General features: G+C 43.0%; 19 protein-coding genes and 1 pseudogene. 11 read left to right on the top strand and 9 right to left on the bottom strand.

Going from position 1 to position 22,014, the window contains the following annotated elements; genetic code table 11:
* Together B2Y23_RS12455 and B2Y23_RS12450 are read left to right on the top strand one after the other, a co-directional pair.
* Positions 1–488: pseudogene (locus B2Y23_RS12455) on the top strand (phosphohydrolase); the annotation flags it as partial.
* A gap of 89 nt (positions 489–577) precedes the next feature.
* On the top strand, positions 578–922 hold the full coding sequence (locus tag B2Y23_RS12450; protein ID WP_291356691.1) for a hypothetical protein: 345 nt from the start codon (positions 578–580) through the stop codon (positions 920–922).
* 53 nt (positions 923–975) lie between these two features.
* On the opposite strand, the gene B2Y23_RS12445 is transcribed toward B2Y23_RS12450, so the two are convergent.
* Entirely contained in the window at positions 976–2,292 is a 1,317-nt protein-coding gene (locus B2Y23_RS12445; protein WP_291356689.1) for an MFS transporter, read from the bottom strand.
* 143 nt (positions 2,293–2,435) lie between these two features.
* Positions 2,436–3,077, bottom strand: coding sequence for a PAQR family membrane homeostasis protein TrhA (gene trhA / locus B2Y23_RS12440; RefSeq protein WP_291371122.1), 642 nt, complete (start codon positions 3,075–3,077; stop codon positions 2,436–2,438).
* A gap of 103 nt (positions 3,078–3,180) precedes the next feature.
* Between trhA and B2Y23_RS12435 the strand changes: the two genes are divergently transcribed.
* A complete protein-coding gene (locus tag B2Y23_RS12435) occupies positions 3,181–4,404 on the top strand; it encodes a class I SAM-dependent methyltransferase (RefSeq protein ID WP_291371120.1) in 1,224 nt (407 codons plus the stop codon).
* 53 nt (positions 4,405–4,457) lie between these two features.
* On the top strand, positions 4,458–4,883 hold the full coding sequence (locus tag B2Y23_RS12430) for a GNAT family N-acetyltransferase (protein ID WP_291371118.1): 426 nt from the start codon (positions 4,458–4,460) through the stop codon (positions 4,881–4,883).
* A gap of 66 nt (positions 4,884–4,949) precedes the next feature.
* Here B2Y23_RS12430 and B2Y23_RS12425 read toward each other — a convergent pair whose 3' ends face one another.
* The 4 genes from B2Y23_RS12425 to B2Y23_RS12410 form a co-directional block, all read right to left on the bottom strand.
* Positions 4,950–5,225, bottom strand: a complete 276-nt coding sequence (locus B2Y23_RS12425; RefSeq protein ID WP_291371116.1) for a hypothetical protein — start codon at positions 5,223–5,225, stop codon at positions 4,950–4,952.
* A gap of 189 nt (positions 5,226–5,414) precedes the next feature.
* Positions 5,415–7,550 (bottom strand): 3-hydroxyacyl-CoA dehydrogenase NAD-binding domain-containing protein, encoded by a 2,136-nt coding sequence (locus B2Y23_RS12420; protein ID WP_291356680.1) that lies wholly within the window; start codon positions 7,548–7,550, stop codon positions 5,415–5,417.
* An 11-nt stretch (positions 7,551–7,561) separates the two neighbouring features.
* Positions 7,562–8,767, bottom strand: coding sequence for an acetyl-CoA C-acetyltransferase (locus tag B2Y23_RS12415; RefSeq protein ID WP_291356678.1), 1,206 nt, complete (start codon positions 8,765–8,767; stop codon positions 7,562–7,564).
* Positions 8,768–8,932: 165 nt separating this feature from the next.
* Positions 8,933–9,943, bottom strand: a complete 1,011-nt coding sequence (locus B2Y23_RS12410) for an AraC family transcriptional regulator (protein ID WP_291356676.1) — start codon at positions 9,941–9,943, stop codon at positions 8,933–8,935.
* Between the two features lie 217 nt (positions 9,944–10,160).
* Between B2Y23_RS12410 and B2Y23_RS12405 the strand changes: the two genes are divergently transcribed.
* The 5 genes from B2Y23_RS12405 (at position 10,161) to B2Y23_RS12385 (ending at position 17,646) form a co-directional block, all read left to right on the top strand.
* Positions 10,161–11,279, top strand: a complete 1,119-nt coding sequence (locus tag B2Y23_RS12405) for a CaiB/BaiF CoA transferase family protein (RefSeq protein ID WP_291356674.1) — start codon at positions 10,161–10,163, stop codon at positions 11,277–11,279.
* Positions 11,280–11,433: 154 nt separating this feature from the next.
* A complete protein-coding gene (locus tag B2Y23_RS12400; protein WP_291356672.1) occupies positions 11,434–12,678 on the top strand; it encodes a carbohydrate porin in 1,245 nt (414 codons plus the stop codon).
* 161 nt (positions 12,679–12,839) lie between these two features.
* A complete protein-coding gene (locus tag B2Y23_RS12395; RefSeq protein WP_291371114.1) occupies positions 12,840–15,242 on the top strand; it encodes a glucose/quinate/shikimate family membrane-bound PQQ-dependent dehydrogenase in 2,403 nt (800 codons plus the stop codon).
* 282 nt (positions 15,243–15,524) lie between these two features.
* The gene (locus B2Y23_RS12390; RefSeq protein WP_291371112.1) at positions 15,525–17,168 is read left to right on the top strand and encodes a nitrite/sulfite reductase; all 1,644 of its coding nucleotides are present in this window, start codon (positions 15,525–15,527) and stop codon (positions 17,166–17,168) included.
* A complete protein-coding gene (locus B2Y23_RS12385; protein ID WP_291356666.1) occupies positions 17,161–17,646 on the top strand; it encodes a DUF934 domain-containing protein in 486 nt (161 codons plus the stop codon). Before B2Y23_RS12390 ends, B2Y23_RS12385 begins: the two co-directional genes overlap by 8 nt.
* Before the next feature lie 61 nt (positions 17,647–17,707).
* On the opposite strand, the gene B2Y23_RS12380 is transcribed toward B2Y23_RS12385, so the two are convergent.
* From B2Y23_RS12380 to B2Y23_RS12370, 3 genes are all read right to left on the bottom strand, one after another.
* Positions 17,708–18,157: a VOC family protein gene (locus tag B2Y23_RS12380; RefSeq protein ID WP_291356664.1), complete on the bottom strand. Its 450-nt coding sequence runs from the start codon at positions 18,155–18,157 to the stop codon at positions 17,708–17,710.
* A 234-nt stretch (positions 18,158–18,391) separates the two neighbouring features.
* Positions 18,392–19,567, bottom strand: coding sequence for a thiolase family protein (locus B2Y23_RS12375; RefSeq protein ID WP_291356662.1), 1,176 nt, complete (start codon positions 19,565–19,567; stop codon positions 18,392–18,394).
* A gap of 114 nt (positions 19,568–19,681) precedes the next feature.
* Positions 19,682–20,203 (bottom strand): GspH/FimT family pseudopilin, encoded by a 522-nt coding sequence (locus B2Y23_RS12370; protein ID WP_291356660.1) that lies wholly within the window; start codon positions 20,201–20,203, stop codon positions 19,682–19,684.
* A gap of 374 nt (positions 20,204–20,577) precedes the next feature.
* On the opposite strand from B2Y23_RS12370, the gene omp38 reads away from it, so the two are divergent.
* Together omp38 and B2Y23_RS12360 are read left to right on the top strand one after the other, a co-directional pair.
* A complete protein-coding gene (omp38, locus tag B2Y23_RS12365; protein WP_291371110.1) occupies positions 20,578–21,636 on the top strand; it encodes an outer membrane protein Omp38 in 1,059 nt (352 codons plus the stop codon).
* Positions 21,637–21,739: 103 nt separating this feature from the next.
* On the top strand, positions 21,740–22,014 hold a 275-nt coding region (locus B2Y23_RS12360), incomplete at its 3' end, for a cysteine peptidase family C39 domain-containing protein (RefSeq protein ID WP_291371108.1).

Below are 22,014 nucleotides of genomic sequence, written 5' to 3'. Positions count from 1 at the left end.
ATGCACCGGTTTATTCGGTGAATGGCAATCATGATGAACAGTATCCCGGACCGCCGATTTTAAACCTGTTGCGGCATGCGTTAAAAGTCAATAACGTGATTGATATTGAGGGGCAGATTGTTGAATTTGATGAATTCAGATTGCTGGGTGTTGGGGATTTGTGGGCCGGAAAAACCGATATGCGTTATATGCCGGATTTGCCGCAAGACAAACCCTGGGTGATTTTATCGCATAACCCCGATACGGTGGATATGGTACCGCAATTACCGACCCGTCCTCTGATGCTGTCGGGACATACCCATGGCGGACAGGTGGAACTGCCTTGGCTGACCAACTACATTATGAAAAAAGTATCCATTCTTGGACATAAAAAAGGCTTGTACCAGCATGAAAATGCCGATGTATTTGTAACGGTTGGCACAGGAATGGTCGGTGTACCCTTTCGTTTTCGCGTACCGCCAACCATTGATATTATTGAGCTGATTTAAATACTTTTAAATCGTCATTATTCAGTTGTCCTATATTCGACATGCGCTAAAATGATAGCGATGAATAACACAAGAATGAGGAGAAGCAGATGTCTTTTTCGCAGGAAGTGGGACAATTTTTTGATTTAACTGCTATGCAAGCATCCCAGCTGGAAATGGGTTTGATTGCTTTAGAACATGCTTTTCTGCAAGCAGAAAGTGATGTGGTCAATACTCCGGAATTTGCCAGCAGGTTTTATCAAAAGTTCCAGCAATTGCTGAGTGATGTTGGCTTTAATGAACAGTATGTAGAAGCTTTGTTGGATCATTTGTATGGGACGGAAAGATACCGGCAATTGGTCAGTTACATTATTTCGAGTTATTACAATGCAGGTGGCGAGCGAAGCAAATTTGAAGAAATCTATCAACAAATTTTAAGTGATGAGCAAGTTTAAACTGCAAAAAAAACCAGCGTAGATAACGCTGGTTTTTTTATTCGGGTATGAGATTAAACCTGGTTGTTTACATCATCATTTTTGGTTTCACGGATGGCCAGGAAGGCAAGCAGTGAAAGAATCGATGCAGCAGTTAAGTAATAACCTACCGCATATAAACCATACGTGGTCGCAAGCTTGGTTGCAATTAATGGAGCAAAAGAGGCACCAAAAATACCTGCAAGGTTAAAGGTTAATGCTGAACCGGTATAACGAACTGAAGTCGGAAAAATTTCAGACAGTACAGTACCGATAGGACCATAAGTTAAGCCCATAATGGCTAAACCAATACACAGGAATAAGAACACCACGAGCGTGCTGCCTGATTCCAGCATATCGGCAAAGAACAGACCGAAAATGGCCGATACAATACACACGGCAATAGAAGTGGTTTTACGACCAAACTTTTCCGCAAACACGGCAGAAAGTGGAATAAATGCAGCAAAACATAAGGTAGCAACCAGTTGCAACTGCAAGAATTGTTCACGACTATAGCCGAGCTGTTTGGTACCCCATTGCAATGCAAATACTGTAGTCAGGTAGAACACCACGAACGTACAGATTGCCGCAATCGTACCTAAAATCAGCATACGCCAATGTTTGGTGGTCACTTCTTTAAATGGAATATTAACTTCTTTTTGCTTGTCCAATACTTTTTGGAACGCTGGTGTTTCATGGAGTTTTAAACGAATCCATAAACCCATAATGACCAGTAAAGCACTTGAAATAAACGGAATGCGCCAGCCCCATTGCATAAAGTCTGCTTCAGACATGAATGCACCCAGGGTCAGGAACGAACCTGTAGCCAGGATAAAGCCGATTGGTGCACCCAGTTGCGGAAACATACCGTACCAGGCACGTTTACCTTCCGGAGCATTTTCCGTGGCAAGTAGAACCGCACCAGACCATTCACCGCCTAAACCCAAACCTTGACCCAAACGGCAAAGCGCAAGCAATAAGGGTGCTGCAATACCGATATGAGCATAGGTAGGTAATAAACCGATACATACGGTTGAAAGACCCATGGTGAGTAGTGCCGCAACCAATGTGGCTTTACGGCCAATCCGGTCACCCAGATGCCCAAACAGTGCCGCGCCAATCGGGCGGGCAATGAAGGCAATCGCAAAAGTTGCCAGCGATTGAATGGTTGCTGTCATTGGATCGGTACTGGCCGGGAAGAACAAGTACGGAAAAATAATGACTGCCGCAGTGGCATAAATATAAAAATCGAAGAATTCGATTGTGGTACCAACAAGACTCGCCGTTAGTACGCGGAATTTTGAATTTGTAGCTACTTCTGTAGTAGCAGCAATAGAATCTGAAGACGCCATGGATGACCTTACACTTACTAAAAATAAAAAAGCTTAATTTTAAAAGCGTAATCTTTTTAAAAAAGGCGTAATTTCTTAAAAAAACAACGAAGAACCTTCTCTACTCGACTCGCTCAGGGTCACTGAAATGAAGAATGAGAGGGTTAAATCACGTAAAGATAGATAGACAGAAAATGTGATCCTGCACCTATCAATACAAAAATGTGCCAGATAGCGTGGGTATATCTTACTCTTTTTAAGGCATAAAACAATGCACCAATGGTGTAAGAAAGCCCGCCAATAATCAAATAGGTTAAAGCTTGAGCACTTAAAAAGCGTTGCATATCATCCATGACCAGTAAAGCCAGCCATCCCATGACCAAATAGGCGATCAGAGAAATTTTCTGAAATCGATGAATGAAAACTAACTTGAATAGTGTACCAATAAGCGCAATCAGCCAGAGTGCAATCAACAAATACTGCGCTTTAGCCGTAGGCAGGGCGATGGACAGGAACGGGGTATAGGTTCCCGCAATCAGGTAATAAATGGCAGTATGGTCGAGTTTTTTGTACCAGCCGCGACGTTGTGGCGATTCGGCATAATGATATAGGCTGGATGCCGAAAAGAGTAAAATCATACTCAGCGCATAAACACATAAGCCAATAAATTGCCCGAGCGGTAAATCACTGCCTTTGATCAGCATGAAAATACTGGCAATAAGCGCAAGGAGTGCGCCAAGTGCATGACTGATCGCATTTATTTTTTCTTCATGTGGATCGTAGGTCTGCATTTGAGGAGTTGTCATTATTGATTTTCTATAATTAAAAAATACACTTGTATAGTAATGCAGTTTTACCTTTAAAGTAAGAAGTTTTAAACTGAGAACTTAATTTATTCGAGTGATTTGTATGTCTCAAGCGGCTTCTCCTTCTATTCAGGAACAAAAATTCTTAGATGCCTTTCAGCAAGCCATTGAAACACATAGTTTTGATCGAATGATTATTAGCCAGTATAAAGGTGAACTTGAGGATTTGGAGAAAATGACCTTAAGAGTCATTTCATTACAAAATCAACCTATGCTTAGTTGCCTGTATCGTTACAAGACTCAGGATGTCACTAAAAATTACCCTTTAGCTGAAGCGGTGTCATTGGTGCAGTCTCTGTTGACTCAATCTAAACAGGCGAATTTATTTACCGCGAGTGAAGAGGTGCAACTGAAAAAAAACAAGAAGAAAGCCATGTTGAGCAGCAGTAAAAAGGCGAACGCGACAGTGACTCAGGCAGAGACCCAGCAAGGACATGACCGTGCCAAGCATCGTTATGTCGATCAGGACAGCTACTTTTTACAACCGCTGGGTATTACTGATGCTAAAGCGCAGATTATTCCGAGCATGGCGCGCAAATGGAAACAGATTAATAAATTTGTGGAAATTTTTTCCGGCGCTCTGGATCAGATTAACCAGCACGATCATGCGTTACGTGTGGTTGATTTTGGTTCAGGCAAAGGCTATTTGACCTTTGCTTTATATGACTATCTGGCCAAACACGGTCACGCTCCTTTCGTTACAGGTGTAGAGCTTAATCCGAAAATGGTGGAGTTCTGTCAGGGCGTTGCGCAGCGATCCGATTTTCAGCAACTGGATTTTTTCCAGGGCGATGTGCGTACCTATCAACCTGAACATCTGGATGTGATGATTGCCTTGCATGCCTGTGATGTGGCAACTGACTTTGCCATTCATACCGGTATCCGCTTAAATGCCCAAATGATCATGTGCGCGCCGTGTTGTCATAAAGAATTGCGTCCACAATTAAAAAGTCCCGAAGTGCTGAAACCGATGCTGCAATTCGGTATTCATGCCGGACAGCAGGCCGAAATGTTGACCGATACCGTTCGTGCTTTATTGCTGAAAGCTTATGGTTATGAAACCAAGGTGTTTGAATTTGTGGCCCTAGAGCATACCAGTAAAAACAAAATGATTTTGGCCACCAAGCGCAAGGATTATCAGGCACCGGATCAGCAGGTTTTAGCACAGATTCAGGCGTTAAAACAGATGTATGGTATTCAAAAGCATTCTCTGGAATTGTTGCTAAATGATCAGTGGGATCAGCAGGATATTGGCTGTAAGTGTTAATGCTAAAGAGATAAAGCAGTGTTAAAACTGCTTTTTAGGAAGAAGATATTTCGATGACAGAATTAACGATACGTTCAGGCAGTTGGAATACATTGCAACAGGATGCCAAACTGATTCGTGAGCAGGTGTTTATACAGGAGCAAAACATTCCTGTAGAAGATGAATGGGATGAGCAGGATGCTGTGGCATTGCATTTTGTGGTTTATGACCAAACTTATCCGGTTGCGACTGCACGATTATTGCAGAATAACAGTATCGGACGGGTAGCGGTGCTTCAGTCGCATCGTGGTTTAGGCATTGGAAAATTACTGATGCTACAGATCATCGAACAGGCAAAAAAACAGCAGCGTCAGTTCCTGAAACTGTCTTCACAGGTGCATGCCATTCAGTTTTACGCAGGGTTGGGTTTTGTTGCGCAAGGCGATGAATACCTGGATTGCGGCATTCCACATATTGATATGCAAATGTGCTTATCCTAAGCCTCAAAATGTTCTGAACATAAAAAAGCGAGATATGAAATCTCGCTTTTTTATGCTGAGTTCAGCTTAATGACCGTGTGCAGCAGATGCATGATGATCAGCCATCTGGGCATGTTCTTCTTCGCTCATATTCATTTCGGCAGCGCTCGGTTCTGATGCTGCAGGAGCAGCAGTTTGCTGAGTACTTTGTGCCTGCTTTCGTTTTTGACTTGGCATATAGTCAGGTTCATTGGTCACCGCCATATAGAAAAAGCCCAAGAAAACCAGACCAATAAAAATGGCCAATGCGACAGCTTTCCAGCCAGCTTTACTTGAAGGAGATGGATTCGAATCTTTAGACATATAGAACAAACCTTGCCACGAAAAGAAGCATTAACAATTTATCAATAGGCTTTTATAGCATAAAAAGTACAAAAAGAGGTCGAAATGAGATGTTTAAGGCAGATAAAAACTTATTTAAATTAGGGGAATAAAAAGCCACTACCGCTTCAAGTGGTAGTGGTTGAAAATATTTCTTATACAAGCAAAGAATTAAAGGATTTTTTCACCTGCCTGTACTTTGTCTTTTAATCGCTGTGGGGCTTTAAAACGTTCACCGTATTTTGTTTCAAGGGTATTCGCGCGAAGTAATGCTTTTTCCAAACCATATTGATTGAGGAACTGCAGTGCTCCACCGGTCCAAGGAGCAAAACCAATCCCGAAAATCGAGCCGACATTGCCATCGACCACCGATTCCAGCACACCTTCTTCCAGGCAGCGCAAAGTATCTAAAGATTGCACAAACAGAAAGCGGTCAATCATTTCCTGTTCAGAAATCGCATTGTCTTTTTTCCAGTGATTCAGACCTTCCCAAAGCTGTTTTTTACCACCTTCAGGATAGTCATAGAAACCTGCACCTGCAGCCTTACCTTTACGGTTAAACTCGTGAATCATGGTTTGAATCACATCGTCGGCGCCTGAGTGTGGTAGCTCTTTACCTTCAGCTTGCAGGGCTTTACGTGTTTCAGTCGCGACATGTTCAGATAAGGTCAGAGAGACTTCATCCTGAATGGCAAGAGGCCCAACCGGCATACCGGCTTTCAGTGCGGCCATTTCAATTTTGGCAGGATGAACTCCTTCAGCCAGTAAACGCAGGCCTTCCTGAACAAAAGTGCCAAACACGCGACTGGTAAAGAAGCCGCGACTGTCATTCACCACAATCGGGGTTTTGCCAATTTGCTGTACAAAATCATAGGCCTTGGCTAGGGTTTCACTTGATGTATTTTTTCCTTTGATGATTTCAACCAGCTGCATTTTATCAACCGGGCTAAAGAAATGCAGACCTATAAAGTTCTGATCATTTTTAGAGGCCTGTGCCAAAGTTGTAATCGGCAAGGTCGAGGTATTAGATGCCATCACACCGCCATCAACCAGATAGCTTTCGGCTTCTTGCGTGACTTTGGCTTTCAGCTCGGGACTTTCAAACACGGCTTCAATCATCAGCTCACAGCCTTGTAAATCTGCCGCATTCGCTGTTGCGGTAATCAGACTCAACATCTGATCACGTTTTTCTGTACTCAGGCGACCTTGAGAGACTTTTTTATCCAGCAACTTTTGGCTGTAGGCTTTGCCTTTTTCGGCTGCCTCGAGAGACACATCTTTTAAAATAACCTGAATGCCTTTAGATACTGTGGCATAAGCAATGCCTGCACCCATCATCCCGGCACCTAAAATACCAACTTTAGTGGCTTTCCATTTGGCAATATCTTTAGGACGGCTGGCACCAGCTTTAATCGCATTTAAACCATGCCAGAAGGTTCCAATCATGTTTTTGGAAATTTGTCCGGTGGCCAGATAGGTAAAGTAACGTGATTCAATGGTCAGCGCGGTATCGACATCGACCTGAGCACCTTCGACCGCTGCCGCCATAATCGCTTCAGGCGCAGGGTAACAGCCTTTGGTCTTGTCACGCAGCATAGCAGGGGCAATCGCCAATACTTGAGCAACTTGTGGGGAGGAAGGGGTGCCGCCCGGAATTTTATAGCCTTTAACATCAAATGGTTGTACAGACTGCGGATTGGCTTTGACCCAGGCAATGGCTTTGTCCAAAAGTTCCTGTTCTGAATCTGCCGTGTCGTGAATCAGCCCTAATGATTTGGCTTTATCGACACCAAATTGTTTGCCTTCCATCAGTAAAGGAAATGCATTTTGCAAACCAAGTAACCGTACCATCCGTACGATACCGCCACCGCCAGGCAATAAACCAAGCGTCACTTCAGGCAAACCAAATTTGGCTTTGGCATCATTCAGCGCAATACGGTGATGACAGCACAAAGCCAGTTCCCAACCGCCACCCAGTGCCGTGCCATTCAAGGCTGCAACGACTGGAATGCCGCGGGTTTCGATATAACGTAGCTTGGCTTTCATCTCTTCAATCATGTTGAAGAATTCAGTGGCATGTTCAGGGGTAGCTTGAATCAGCTCATCCAGATCACCGCCTGCAAAGAAGGTTTTTTTCGCGGAACGGAAAATAATTCCTGCGATATTTTCATCGGCTTTGAGCTTTTCCACAGTTTCCGTTAAGGCGTTGCGGAAATCTGCATTCATGGTATTGGCAGACTGGTTTGGAGAATCTAAAGTGAGAATCACGATATTGTCGGCATTTTTTTCAAATTGAATTGCACTCATTATTTTTCTCCTTATACCAATTCAATAATGGTCGCGATGCCCATACCGCCACCGACACAAAGCGTTGCAAGACCACGTTTTTTACCTTGACGCTCTAATTCATCCAAAAGTGTGCCCAAGATCATGGCACCGGTTGCACCGAGTGGATGTCCCATCGCGATTGCACCGCCGTTCACATTGACTTTGGCAGGGTCAATATTGAGCTCAGTAATGAAACGCATCACCACGGCAGCAAAGGCTTCGTTTACTTCAAACAGGTCAATATCATCAATGCTTAGACCGGCTTTTTCCAAAGCTTTACGTGCAGCAGGAGCAGGGCCGGTCAACATGATGGTCGGATCGGTACCTACCAGTGCAGTCGATAATACTTTGGCACGCGGTTTTAAACCTTGTTCCTTGACTGCTTTTTCTGAAGCCACCAGAACAACCGCTGCACCATCAACGATGCCGGAAGAATTGCCTGCGTGATGTACGTGATTCACAGCTCCTACTTCAGGATATTTTTGCAGGGCAATAGCATCGAAGCCCATCTGTCCCATCATGGCAAAACTTGGATTGAGTTTGCCTAGACCTTCTGCCGTAGTAGTCGGTTTAATAAATTCATCTTTATCCAAAATCACCACACCGGCTTTATCTTTTACCGGCACAACTGATTTGTTGAAATAGCCGTTGGCTTGAGCGGCAGCGGCTTTTTTCTGTGAATCGGCAGCAAAGGCATCAACATCGGCACGACTATAGCCATCAATGGTGGCAATTAGGTCGGCACCAATCCCTTGCGGAATAAATTCACAAGCCATATTGGTTTCAGGATCCAGTGCCCAGGGTCCGCCATCTGAACCCATTGGCACACGCGACATGGATTCAACACCGCCGGCAACCACAACATCTTCCCAGCCTGAACGGACTTTTTGTGCGGCCAGGTTCACGGCTTCGAGGCCTGATGCACAAAAGCGGTTGATCTGCACACCAGCCACGTCATTGTCCCAACCTGCGGCGATGGCTGCGGTTTTGGCAATGTCGGCTCCTTGGTCGCCAATCGGGGTGACACAACCCAACACGATGTCATCAACTTTAGAGGTATCGAGCTGATGGCGAACCTGAAGTTCATTCAGCAATCCAGTCAGTAAGCTAATCGGTTTCACCGCATGCAGTGAACCGTCTTTTTTCCCTTTTCCGCGTGGTGTGCGAATGGCATCAATGATATAGGCCTCGCTCATAGCATTTCCCTTTTATGACTTTAAAATTTTTATCCTTTTTTGAGTGTAATGATTAATTTTTGAAGTGCAATGACGAGAACGGATCAGGTCAGATGATGTTTTTGGTCAATAAAAAAACCCAGATCGAAATCTGGGCATAGAGAGAAACTAAAAGTGAGTGGATGATCAATGATAACCATGCAGCTGACGATATAAACCTGGTGTTACCCCGGTCCATTTTTTGAAGGCACGGTGGAAGGTACTGGTTTCACTAAAGCCGACCTGCTGTGCGACATCTTCCAAGGTCAAACCAGGATTCAGCAACAGGTGAATGGCCGCATCACGGCGCAAGGCATCTTTCACACCCTGATAGCTTTTGCCTTCCGCAGCCAGGCGGCGACGTAAGGTTTGCGGAGAAAGGTATAACATTGATGCCACATCATTTAAGGTTGGCATTTCCTCACCAATCTGGCTCTTTAAAACTTCACGAATACGTGAGGTAAGCGAGTTGGTGTTTTTGAATTTAACCAGCAACTGTGCAGGCGCAGCTTTCAGGAATTCTTCCAGCGTATCTTCATTTTGACGCAGCGGTAAATCCAGATAATCTGCAGCAAAGGTAATTTCGGTACGTGGCGCATCGAATTGCATCACCGGCGCAAAGAACAAGGCATCGTATTCATCGGCATGTGCTGGACGTGGATAGCCAAAATGAACCCGTTCTAGCGGAATACGGCGTTCGATGAGCCAGGAGGCCAAACCGTGCCAGATCATCAGCATGCTTTCGGTAATGAAATGATCGGGATCCATGCTTTTTGGAATGAGGGGAACCAGACGTGCTTCGTGTTTGTCACGTTCTAAAGTCACCGACCATTCATCGCCAAACAGTTTATAAAACTGTGAAGAAAGCTCTAAGGCATCTCCTAGCGTTTTCGCGTGAATAATCAACTGACACATAATGGCAAAAGTGCCCAAACGACGTGGCTGTACATCAAAGCCGACATGTTCGTCCTGGGTCACCATCCATAACATCTTAATAAATCGGGTGTATTGTTCAGGAGAAATACGCGCTTTAGGCTGACGTAATAATTCCGCTTCAATGCCCACATGTGACAATAAAGTTTCGACGTCCATGCCAAGACGTTTTACGCCGGTTAGAGCCGCATTGACGAAGTGGATACTGATCGTATCGCGACTCATGTTAAATCCTTCAGTCTCTTTCTCTTTTGTATTCACTTGCAGTTGACCTAAATGACGCTAAAAAATGTTTGGGTGGCAATTTACAATAGTTGTTTTACCTTATTTACATCTTAAATTGCCGAAATGATCAAGGTAAATGGCTGAACATGACATTGTTTTGTTAGTTTTATATTTCTAATATGCATATTAAATCAATAGAAAAAGAGAAAAACCGGATATGACTACGGCTTTAAAAGGATTAAAAGTACTTGATTTTTCCACTTTACTTCCCGGTCCATTTGCCACTTTGTATCTGGCGGACCTCGGTGCAGAAGTGATTCATATTGAATCGCCAACCCGTCCGGATCTGATCCGGTTATTACCGCCTTATGCCAATGGGCAGGCAACAGCACACAATTATTTGAACCGCAATAAACAGTCGATCGCGCTGGATTTAAAAGATGCACAGAATATCGAACTGATTAAAAAGAAAATTAATGAATACGATATTGTGGTTGAGCAGTTCAGACCTGGGGTGATGCAGCGCCTGGGTCTAGATTATGCAACACTGAGCGCACTAAACCCTCGACTGATTTATTGTTCCATTACCGGCTATGGCCAAACCGGAAGTTATAAAGATAAAGCCGGGCATGACATCAACTATCTGGCTTTGTCTGGAATTGCAGGACATAGTGGCCGCCAGGAAGGTGGACCGCCAGCCTTGGGTATTCAGGTGGCCGATGTTGCCGGAGGCTCCTTACATGCTGTGATTGGTATTTTGGCTGCCGTGGTTGAGCGTGAGCAAAGCGGTTTAGGACAATATATTGATATTTCGATGACGGATTGTGTGGCCACTTTAAATAATATGGCTGCAGCTGCAACATTGGCAGGAAATACCAAACAATTTCCGGAACAGTCGCATTTAAATGGCGGCAGCTTTTATGACTATTATCAGACTCAGGATGGTCGTTATTTATCGATTGGAAGTCTGGAACCACAGTTTATGACCAGATTGGCGCAAATTTTAGATCTTCCCATACTGGGTGAAAAAGGGGCTTCATTTAACCTAGAAGATCAGCAAAGCGTGAAACAGGCGCTGCGGGAAAAAATTAAAAGTCGAACTTTTGCAGAATGGAAAATGCTGTTTGCGCAGCAGGACGTATGTGTAGAGCCGGTTTTAAATCTGGATGAGGCCTTGGATTCTACTTTGGCCAAACAGCGCCAATGGACGGTAGAAGTACCGCTACATCCCGACAGTCAACAGACCGAAACACAGCTGGCCTGTCCGATCAAATTTTCGCGTTCTAAGACAAAATATCTATATATCGGACAGAATTTAGGCGCCGGAGATTGGTAAGTTTAATAGATATTAAAAAATATTAATATATAAAACAATAGATTAACAAATTGTACTAAAAGTTACATAATAAACAAGAGTACTATATATGTATTACAAAATGATATACGGGTAATCTACTGTGAAGAAATTATGTAGCACGTTCGGTTTTAGCGTGAGCCTAATATCTTTAAGCTGTGCATTCCATACTGCACATGCAGCTGAAGCTTTTGACTCACAAAGTCAGTGGATGTTTGGCGACTGGAACGGTCAACGTACAGCATTACAGCAAAAAGGTTATGACTTTAGTTTGGGTTATACCGGTGAAGTTGCCACTTTACTGGACTCAGACCATCATTCTAATGGTGGCACTGAATATGCAGATCAGTTTGCAATCGGTGCTCATTTCGATTTAAACAAAATTTTAGGCTGGCAAGATACTGAAGCTCAAATTACCGTGACTGAGCGTAATGGTCGTAATTTGTCGAATACTTCAGATGCCTTAAATAGTCATCTCAGTTCTGTACAAGAAGTATGGGGCCGTGGTCAAACCTGGCGTTTAACTGATTTCTGGATCAAGAAAAAATTCCTGGACCAGAAGTTAGATGTCAAAGTCGGTCGTTTTGGTGAAGGTGAAGATTTCAACAGCTTCGATTGTGATTTCCAGAACTTGGCACTGTGTGGTTCTCAAGTCGGGAACTGGGTCGGTGACCAGTGGTTTAACTGGCCGGTGAGCCAATGGGCTGCACGGTTCAAGTATAACGTCACTCCAGAAGTCTATGCACAAGTCGGTGCATATGAATATAACCCTGAAAATCTGGAACGTGGCAAAGGTTTCAATTTAAGTACCGATGGCTCTAAAGGTGCAATGATTCCTGCTGAAGTGGTGTGGACACCAAAACTCGGTGCGGCAAAACTTCCGGGTGAATACCGTGCCGGTTATTACTACAGCACTGTTGATGCTGCAGAAATTACAGATGCGACTAAAACTGACCACAAACAAGGTGGTTGGGTGGTTGCCAAACAGCAACTAACGGCTCATCAAGGTGATGCATCACGTGGCTTGAGTGGCTTTGTAAACTTAACTGTACATGATAGCGACACAAACAAAGTCAGCGACATGCAAAATATTGGTTTGGTCTATAAAGGCTTAATGGATTCCCGTCCTCAAGATGAGATCGCGATCGGTGTCGCCCGGATCAATATCAATGATGATGTCAATGCTGCAAACATCACCAATAATAATGTAGACGCCCGTGGTCTACAGAACGAAGAATATGATGCTGAAATTTATTACGGTATCCATGCAACCAACTGGTTAACCATCCGTCCAAATGTGCAATATGTTCATCATGTTGGCGCATATAAAAATGGCGAAAATGCATGGGTCGGCGGTATTAAATTTAATACCTCGTTCTAATCTCAAGTTTTTAGTTGCAAATACACTGTTGAAAGCTTGAGCAATTTTATGCATTGATAAAAGCGCTTACAGCGTGGATGTATTTATAACTAAGAACTCAAATTATGGTGCTCATAGGTGCGTCCTATGAGCTTTCAACCAATTTTTTATAGGTGTTCAATATGAATACTTCGTCTTCAGGTTCAGTACTGAAAACGGTTTTGGCGGTGCTTGCTGCCATTTTCGGTTTAGTACTGCTGCTCGGCGGGATTTATCTTGCAGTGCTTGGTGGGTCTTGGTACTACATCATTGCAGGTATTCTCTTTATTGCGACCGCAGTTTTATTGCAAAAACGTAAGAGCGCAGCTCTTTTCGTCTATGCTGCATTTGTATTAGGAACCGTGATCTGGGGCCTATGGGAAGTCGGTTCTGACTTCTTCGCATTAGCGCCACGTCTAGATATTTTAGGTCTCTTTGGTCTGGCATTGCTGATTCCTACAGTTACTCGCGGTTTTGATAATGCGAAAACTGCCAAGCTTGCTTTAGGCGGTTCTTTGGTCATCACTATTTTGGTGATGATTTACTCAATCTTTAACGATCCACAGGAAATTCGTGGTGAGTTAAAAACTCAACAGCCTGCAGCGCATAAAGCGATTCCGGGTGTGGCCGATGAAGACTGGCCTGCTTATGGCCGTACTCAGTCAGGTTTACGTTATTCTCCGTTAAAACAAATTAACTCTGAAAACGTAAAAGATCTGGAGCTGGCTTGGGAATACCATACTGGTGAGTTTAAAACTGAAAATGACTCAGGTGAAACCACCAATCAGGTCACGCCAATTAAAGTGGGTAACAACATGTACATGTGTACTACCCATCAGAAATTGACAGCACTTGATCCTGCAACAGGTAAGGCAAAATGGACTTACGATCCGGTTCTTAAAGCAGATAATACTTATCAGCATTTAACCTGTCGTGGCGTGTCTTATTATGACGTAAACAATACTGCTGGTTTTGAAGCGAGTTTGGCAGCTAAAAAATCTAGCTCTGCTGAATGTCCACAGAAAGTAATTCTGCCGGTGAATGATGGTCGTCTGGTTGCGGTAAATCCAAATACAGGTAAACCATGTTCTGACTTCGGTAAAAATGGTCAAGTTGATCTGCAAAAAGACATGCCATTCCCGTATCCAGGAGGTTATATTCCAACTTCACCTCCTGTAATTACCGGTACCACCATTATCATTGCAGGTTCAACAACCGACAACTATTCGACTGAAGAACCATCGGGTGTGATCCGTGGTTATGACGTCAATACCGGTGAACTTCTTTGGGTATTTGATACCGGTGCTGAAGATCCAAATGCGATTCCTGCTCCAGGTCAAAAATTCGTTCACAACTCTCCAAACGCCTGGGCACCTTTAGCCTATGATGCGGAATTAGACATTGTCTATGTTCCAACGGGTGTTGGTACGCCGGATATTTATGGCGGCCACCGTACCGAGTTAGATGAGCGTTATGCAAACTCGATGCTTGCATTGAATGCAACTACGGGTAAATTGGTGTGGAATTTCCAGACTACCCATCATGACCTGTGGGATATGGACGTACCATCTCAACCGACTTTGACTGATATCAAAGATAAATCGGGTAAGATTGTCCCTGCGATTTATGTGTTGACTAAAACAGGGAATGCCTTTGTTTTAGACCGCCGTACAGGTGAGGCAATTGTTCCGATTACCGAGAAACCGGTTCCACAAACAGTGAAACGTGGTCCGCAAACCAAAGGCGAACGTTATTCACCAACGCAACCGTTCTCTGATTTTGACATGGCGCCAAAAGACAAATTGACTGATAAGCAGATGTGGGGTGCCACAATGTTTGACCAGTTAATGTGCCGTGTATCTTTCAAGAAATTGAACTACGATGGCATTTATACGCCACCATCTGAAAATGGTACTTTGGTGTTCCCGGGTAACTTGGGTGTGTTCGAATGGGGTGGTATGTCGGTGAACCCGGACCGTCAAATTGCAGTCATGAACCCAATTGGCTTGCCATTTGTATCTAGACTGATTCCTGAAGATCCAAACCGTAAGCAAACTGCCAAAGGTGCGGGTACGGAAGCGGGTGTTCAACCGATGTATGGCGTGCCTTATGGTGTTGAAATCAGTGCCTTCTTGTCGCCATTCGGCCTACCGTGTAAACAACCTTCTTGGGGCTTCGTGGCGGGTGTCGATTTAAATACGCATGAAGTGGCTTGGAAACGCCGTATTGGTACTATTCGTGACAGTATGCCGGGTATTCCATTACCGCCATTCAAAATGGGGGTGCCAATGTTGGGTGGTTCTATCTCAACTGCAGGTAATGTCATGTTTGTGGGCGGTACTCAAGATAACTACATCCGTGCAATCAACGTAACTAACGGTGATGAGCTATGGAAAGGTCGTCTTCCTGCGGGTGGTCAAGCTACTCCTATGACTTATGAAGCCAATGGTAAACAATACGTTGTGATCATGGCGGGTGGTCATGGTTCGTTTGGTACCAAAATGGGTGACTCTGTGGTTGCTTATGCACTGCCAGACAAAAAATAATTGAGTCTATTGCTCTGTGTAAAAAAGCCTGATTCGTCAGGCTTTTTTATATCCATATAAAATTAATGAAAACGAAAGGAATATCAGAAAAAGTGCTAAACAAATGAAAATAAGATTAATTGCAATAAAAGGAGCACAATTCGTCTGTAACTCGCGAATAAGCAAAAGCTTGACATGCTTATCAATAAAACCGCTATGAAATATGTATAAAAAGCATTTTATTGATAGTTTTAATCTCGTTATCCTTGCCGGCGATATAATAGAAACTACTAGCTGTACGCCATGTATTTATATACTGATTTCGATCAGCAACTGATCAATGAACGTGTTGCACAGTTCCGTGACCAAACGGAACGTTATTTAGCGGGTAAATTGACGGAAGATGAATACCGTCCGCTTCGTCTGCAAAACGGCCTTTATGTACAACGTTATGCGCCAATGTTGCGTATTGCAGTACCTTATGGTCTGATGAATTCTAAACAACTGCGTAAAATTGCGGAATTAGCCAAAGACTATGACCGTGGCTATGCGCACGTATCAACACGTCAAAATATTCAGTTTAACTGGCCTGCACTAGAAAATGTACCAGACATGTTGCAAGAGTTGGCATCTGTGCAAATGCATGCCATCCAGACCTCTGGGAACTGTATTCGTAACACCACCACTGACCAGTATGCAGGTGTGGTTGCTGGTGAAGTGGCCGATCCACGTCCGACCTGTGAATTGATCCGTCAGTGGTCAACTTTCCACCCAGAATTTGCCTTCTTGCCACGTAAGTTCAAAATTGCGGTTTCTGCATTAGAAGAAACCGACCGTGCGGCAACTTCATTCCACGATATTGGTGTTTACATCGTGCGTAATGAAGCAGGTGAGATGGGCTATAAAATCAAAGTGGGTGGTGGTTTAGGTCGTACCCCAGTGATTGGTAGCTTTATCCGTGAATTCTTGCCACGTGAAGATTTGATTGCGTATTTGGAAGCAGTCCTTCGTGTGTATAACTTGCACGGTCGTCGTGATAACAAATATAAAGCACGTATCAAGATTTTAGTAAAAGCGTTGACTCCAGCAATATTTGCAGAAAAAGTTGAAGCTGAATTTGCACATACTGTGAAAACACTGAAAATCGATGCTGACACCTTGGCAAAAATGGATGAGAACTTCACACCATTTGCTTACCAAGATTATGCCGATGAAGATTTCACTGAACAGTTTGCAGCGCATCCAAAGTTCAAGCAATGGTTTAATATCAACACCAATGCACATAAAGTGCAAGGTTATCGTATTGTCACGATTTCTCTGAAACGTGCTGGTATTGCACCGGGTGATATGACCGTTGAAGAGATGAACCTGATTGCTGATTTGGCAGACAAGTACACCTTCGGCGAGTTCCGTACCACCCACGAACAAAATATTGCATTGGTGGATGTACCGCAAAAAGATCTGTTTGAATTGTGGCAGATCCTAGACCAGCACAACCTTGCACGTGCGCATATCGGGTTCTTGACCGACATCATCTGCTGCCCGGGCGGTGACTTCTGCTCATTGGCGAATGCGAAATCAATTCCGATTTCAGAAGCGATTTCACGCCGTTTTGATGACCTGGATACCATCTATAACTTGGGTAAACTGGATCTGAATATCTCAGGTTGCATGAATGCCTGCGGTCACCACCATGTCGGTAATATTGGTATCTTGGGTGTCGATAAAAAAGGTGCCGAGTTCTACCAGATTACTTTGGGTGGTAATGCAGACCATGATGCATCGATCGGTGACATTCTTGGCCCATCATTTGCAGCTGAAGTGGTACCTGACATTATCGAAGAAATTTTGAATACCTATCTTGATTTACGTCAAGATGGTGAAGAGTTCATTGATACTTACCGCCGTGTCGGCATTCAACCCTTCAAGGAGCGTGCATATGCTTAATACCGCACTACAAGTGCTCTCTAAAGATGGCACGATTGCAGACAATACCTATCAATTGATTGGTGAAGATGGCGTATTGCCACAAGGTGATGTGGTTTTAACTGTTGAGCAATTAGATCAAATCACCAATGTTTCAGGTAAAAAAGCACTTTACTTAACTGTTGATGCATCTCCTGAAACACATGAATTTCCGCTTGACCAGTTGGATGCGATCTTTATTGAATTTGCTGGCTTTAACGATGGTCGTGGTTATTCATTTGCGGCCCTTCTTCGCCGTCAAGGTTTCCAGGGCGAACTTTGTGCCACCGGTGATGTATTCAAAGATGTGTTGAACTACATGAAGCGTTCTGGTTTTGATACTTTCGTAATTAAAGAAGGTAAAGATATTCAGGAAGCCGCTGCCGGTTTGAATGATTTCAAAAACCCGTACCAAGCATCGACTGCGGTTGCACAGGCACATTATCAAACAGGTGCTTAATCTCATTGATTAAGCTCAAGTTAAAAAGCCTCCATATGGAGGCTTTTTAAGTTTGGAACATTTACATGGCTTCAAGCTGACAATTCACCATCCATTTAATCCCAAACTGATCGGTAAGTGCACCGTAGAGCGCACCCCAGAATGTCTTTTCTAAAGGCATTTCAATTTGTGCATTCACCGATAAAGCATCAAATAAGCGTTTAGCTTTATCTTGTTCATGGGCATGCAAATTAATTGAAATATAGTGGTTATTCCCTTTATTGAGCGCAGCATTGTTTTGCGCACAGAATTGAGTGCTGGTATCAGATCCCATTAACTCCATAAATGCATTAATTGGTAATGATACATGCAGAATAAGATTTTTATCGGTTTCAGAAAGTGTTTTGCCTTGTTCAGAGGGCATTTCACCATAACGGGTAAGAGTTGAAAATTCACCACCAAAAACAGATTTATAAAAATTAAAAGCTGCTTCGGTTTCACCCTGAAAATTAAGATAATGATTGAGTTGCATAGCGCACCTTTGTTGTTGTTTTTATGGTTCTAATTTAACAGGCTTAACTAAATTTTGAGAATAAAAATATAAGAAAATGTAAGAATAAAAAATCCCTGCATGTGGAGGGATTTATAATTTCCCCTCCTTTTGTAAAGGAGGGGCTAGGGGAGGATTATTTTTCAATTATAGCAATGTATCAATCTATCTCTTGCACAGTAATACTGCTTTACCTTTACTATAGGGAGATTTCTTTTAAAGCAATTCAATCGCCACAGCAGTCGCTTCACCACCACCAATACAGAGTGCAGCAATCCCTTTTTTGCCACCTGTGCGTTTTAATGCATGGATCAAGGTCAGGATAATACGCGAACCGGTAGAACCGACAGGATGACCGAGTGCACATGCACCACCGTTGATATTTACTTTTTCAGGATCAAGCTTGAAGTCATCCATTGGGCACATGGTCACCATGGCAAAAGCTTCGTTAATTTCCCATAGATCGACGTCCTGTGCATCCCAACCGGTTTTATTTAGCACTTTTTGGATGGCACCGACTGGAGCAATGGTAAATTCTGAAGGATGTTGTGAATTTGAAGCATAAGCGACAATTTTAGCCAATGGTTTTAAGCCTTTTGCTGCTGCATTTTCACCTGAGGTAAGCACAAGGGCAGAGGCACCATCTGAGATTGAGCTGGCATTGGCAGCAGTAATGGTGCCATCTTTAGCAAATGCAGGGCGTAAGGTTGGAATCTTGTCGATATTGGCATTGAAGGGTTGTTCATCTTTATCAACAACGACATCACCTTTGCGAGTAGAAACCGTAACTGGCACGATTTCATCGGCAAAGTAGCCTTGATTCACCGCTTTTTGTGCGCGCTCTAATGAACGAATTGCAAAGGCATCCATTTGTTCACGGGTGTAGCCACGTGTATTTGCCATATCTTGCGCAAAAGAACCCATCAAGCGACCAGTCTCTGCATCTTCCAAACCATCCAAGAACATATGGTCTTTAATTTCACCATGGCCCATGCGAAAGCCACCGCGCGCTTTAGGTAATACATACGGTGCATTGGTCATCGATTCCATGCCACCCGCAACCACAATGTCAGCAGAACCGGCTTTAATCATGTCAGCCGCTTGCATGACGGCTTTCATCCCAGAACCACATAACTTATTAATAGTAACTGCGCCTGTTGAATCAGGTAGCCCCGCTTTACGCATCGCTTGACGTGCGGGTCCCTGTTTTAAGCCGGCAGGCAAAACACAGCCCATAATGACTTCTTCGACATCAGTAGGTTGTAAGCCTGCACGGGCAATCGCTTCCTTGATTGATGCTGCGCCAAGTTCCGGTGCTGTTACGCTGGCTAAGCTACCTTGAAATCCGCCCATAGCGGTACGTGCACCATTTACAATTACGATGTCTGTCATTGTTCTTTCTCCGAGATTTACTTTTTAGGGAATTATTTTCCAAGCTTAAGCAGTATATTGAAAAATGAGCCGGAATAAAGAGGGAGGAGACTACGTCTTTAGACTGATAAGTTTTTAGCAGATAGACAGGTTTTCTATCCGCATATGCCCCATTGCACTAAGAACCAGTTTTTTGTGATGATCGGACAATATTGAACAGTAATAAAAGCTGCCATTTGAACCTATAGGAAGACCATTTTCGGCTTGAAAAGTTAAGCTGGGAACACTTAAAGTCCCTCTCCAGTCTAAATGCCCATATTTTAAATTGGTTGATTCTGTATAAATTATTTTTTCGCCTGTATCAATTTGTCTATTTTTATTGCTATCCAGGAAAACAAGTAAACCGGCAGTCCATTGGTTTGTTTGACAATTCACCTTATTTTGACTTGGGCACAGTACTACATTGGTATGATAAAGAGCAGCTTGAGTTTTGGCTAAATGAATTGTTGAAATCAGTTTGTTTGTGGTGTCGTTGACTTCCTGTTTAGCTTTCATTTCTTGAAAATAAGGCAAAGCAATGGTAGCCAGAATTGCAAAAATAGCCAAAGTGACAATTAGCTCAATTAATGTAAAACCATTTTTTTGTTGAAAAAGCATTTAAAGTGATCCTGTAAGATATTTTTTTTTAATTATTTGTGTTATTAATATTTTGTTTTTTAATTGTTTTTTGTTGGTAATATTTATTACTTAACTTTTAAGAAAGCTGTTAAAATAATTTGCAAGTGACAATAAGCTATTCATAAGAATAAATTGAGTAAAAAATTACCGAATTACAACGGAAATTGTAAGTAATTTTGTCAATAATTTACTTGATTAAAATTATCAAGCACTTGGAAAAAAAATAAAGTGTTTGTATGATTCACTGTGAATAGCTTAAGAATAAAACTGGGGTAAAAGAAAGCCTATCTCAGAAATAGTCAAATTCTAGGCTTGAGCTTGAACAACAATTGTTATCTCTGGAGGATAAATCCATGAAAATGAGTCGTATTGCTTTAGCAATGCTCGTTGCTGCACCTTTAGCAGCTGCTAACGCTGGCGTAACTGTTACTCCATTAATGCTTGGTTACACTTTCCAAGACACTCAACACAACAATGCGGGTGATAAAGGTGATTTAACAAGTGCTCCTGAAATTCAAGACGATTTATTCGTTGGTGCAGCACTGGGTGTTGAATTAACTCCATGGTTAGGCTTTGAAGCTGAATATAACCAAGTGAAAGGTGATGTAGAAGGCCTTGGCGTTCCTGCAGGTTCTGAATACAAGCAAACTCAAATCAATGGTAACTTCTATGCTACTTCTGATTTGATCACTAAAAATTATGACAGCAAAATCAAACCTTACGTATTATTAGGTGCTGGTCACTATAAATATGAATTTGACAATACTGTTGGCCGTGTAGGTCGTGGTCTTGAAGAAGAAGGTACTTTGGGTAACGCTGGTCTAGGTGCTTTCTGGCGCTTAAACGATGCTTTATCGCTACGTACTGAAGCTCGTGCTACTTATAACGTCGATGAAGATTTCTGGAACTATACAGCTTTAGCTGGTCTTAACGTAGTTCTTGGCGGTCACTTGAAGCCTGCTGCCCCTGTAGTAGAAGTCGCTCCAGTTGAGCCTGTAGCTCCAGTTCAACCAGCTCCACAAGAGTTGACTGAAGACCTTAACATGGAACTTCGTGTGTTCTTTGATACAAACAAATCAAACATCAAAGACCAATACAAACCAGAAATCGCTAAAGTTGCTGAGAAGTTAGTTGAATATCCAAACGCTACTGCTCGCATCGAAGGTCACACAGATAACACTGGTCCACGTGCATTGAACGAACGTTTATCTTTAGCTCGTGCTAACTCTGTTAAATCTTCACTTGTAAATGAATACAATGTAGATCCAGCTCGTTTGTCTACTCAAGGTTTCGCTTGGGATCAACCGATTGCTGACAACAACACTAAAGAAGGTCGTGCTATGAACCGTCGTGTATTCGCGACAATCACTGGTAGCCGTACTGTTCTAGCTGAACAACCAGTTGCTCAATAATTCGTTATTGAACACTGATTAAAAAAAGCGACTCTTTGAGTCGCTTTTTTTATGGCTGTTTTTTGCATACACTTGCTGCTCGAAACTGATTTTGAGTTAAAGCATGAGAATAGAACTCCCTGAAGACTTACAAAGTCTGGAAGCTAATAGTGGTATTTATGCGATCTGGATGATTTTTCATCATTATGGAGTGGATCTGCATATTCCTGATCTAGTGCAATTGACACAACATAATGATGAGATGGGAACTTCAAGTATTGCGCTCGCTGTTGCCCTCAAAACATTGGGACTCGATGTTGAGTTTTTTACAGAAACTGATCCCGATAAACAGCCGCTTGAAATCCAGTTTTATCAAAAAGCACAAGAACTCAAAGTGCC

The organism is Acinetobacter sp. UBA5934 (assembly GCF_002430855.1).
Taxonomy (GTDB): domain Bacteria; phylum Pseudomonadota; class Gammaproteobacteria; order Pseudomonadales; family Moraxellaceae; genus Acinetobacter.
Note: the sequence above shows the minus strand (reverse complement) of the source record. Positions and strands in the feature narration are given on the sequence as shown.

Bases quoted from the DNA above. Each gene is read 5' to 3' on its own strand.
- B2Y23_RS12450 (WP_291356691.1), top strand. From the start codon at position 578: ATGTCTTTTTCGCAGGAAGTGGGACAATTTTTTGATTTAACTGCTATG.
- B2Y23_RS12445 (WP_291356689.1), bottom strand. From the start codon at position 2,292: ATGGCGTCTTCAGATTCTATTGCTGCTACTACAGAAGTAGCTACAAAT.
- trhA (WP_291371122.1), bottom strand. From the start codon at position 3,077: ATGACAACTCCTCAAATGCAGACCTACGATCCACATGAAGAAAAAATA.
- B2Y23_RS12435 (WP_291371120.1), top strand. From the start codon at position 3,181: ATGTCTCAAGCGGCTTCTCCTTCTATTCAGGAACAAAAATTCTTAGAT.
- B2Y23_RS12430 (WP_291371118.1), top strand. From the start codon at position 4,458: ATGACAGAATTAACGATACGTTCAGGCAGTTGGAATACATTGCAACAG.
- B2Y23_RS12425 (WP_291371116.1), bottom strand. From the start codon at position 5,225: ATGTCTAAAGATTCGAATCCATCTCCTTCAAGTAAAGCTGGCTGGAAA.
- B2Y23_RS12420 (WP_291356680.1), bottom strand. From the start codon at position 7,550: ATGAGTGCAATTCAATTTGAAAAAAATGCCGACAATATCGTGATTCTC.
- B2Y23_RS12415 (WP_291356678.1), bottom strand. From the start codon at position 8,767: ATGAGCGAGGCCTATATCATTGATGCCATTCGCACACCACGCGGAAAA.
- B2Y23_RS12410 (WP_291356676.1), bottom strand. From the start codon at position 9,943: ATGAGTCGCGATACGATCAGTATCCACTTCGTCAATGCGGCTCTAACC.
- B2Y23_RS12405 (WP_291356674.1), top strand. From the start codon at position 10,161: ATGACTACGGCTTTAAAAGGATTAAAAGTACTTGATTTTTCCACTTTA.
- B2Y23_RS12395 (WP_291371114.1), top strand. From the start codon at position 12,840: ATGAATACTTCGTCTTCAGGTTCAGTACTGAAAACGGTTTTGGCGGTG.
- B2Y23_RS12390 (WP_291371112.1), top strand. From the start codon at position 15,525: ATGTATTTATATACTGATTTCGATCAGCAACTGATCAATGAACGTGTT.
- B2Y23_RS12385 (WP_291356666.1), top strand. From the start codon at position 17,161: ATGCTTAATACCGCACTACAAGTGCTCTCTAAAGATGGCACGATTGCA.
- B2Y23_RS12380 (WP_291356664.1), bottom strand. From the start codon at position 18,157: ATGCAACTCAATCATTATCTTAATTTTCAGGGTGAAACCGAAGCAGCT.
- B2Y23_RS12375 (WP_291356662.1), bottom strand. From the start codon at position 19,567: ATGACAGACATCGTAATTGTAAATGGTGCACGTACCGCTATGGGCGGA.
- B2Y23_RS12370 (WP_291356660.1), bottom strand. From the start codon at position 20,203: ATGCTTTTTCAACAAAAAAATGGTTTTACATTAATTGAGCTAATTGTC.
- omp38 (WP_291371110.1), top strand. From the start codon at position 20,578: ATGAAAATGAGTCGTATTGCTTTAGCAATGCTCGTTGCTGCACCTTTA.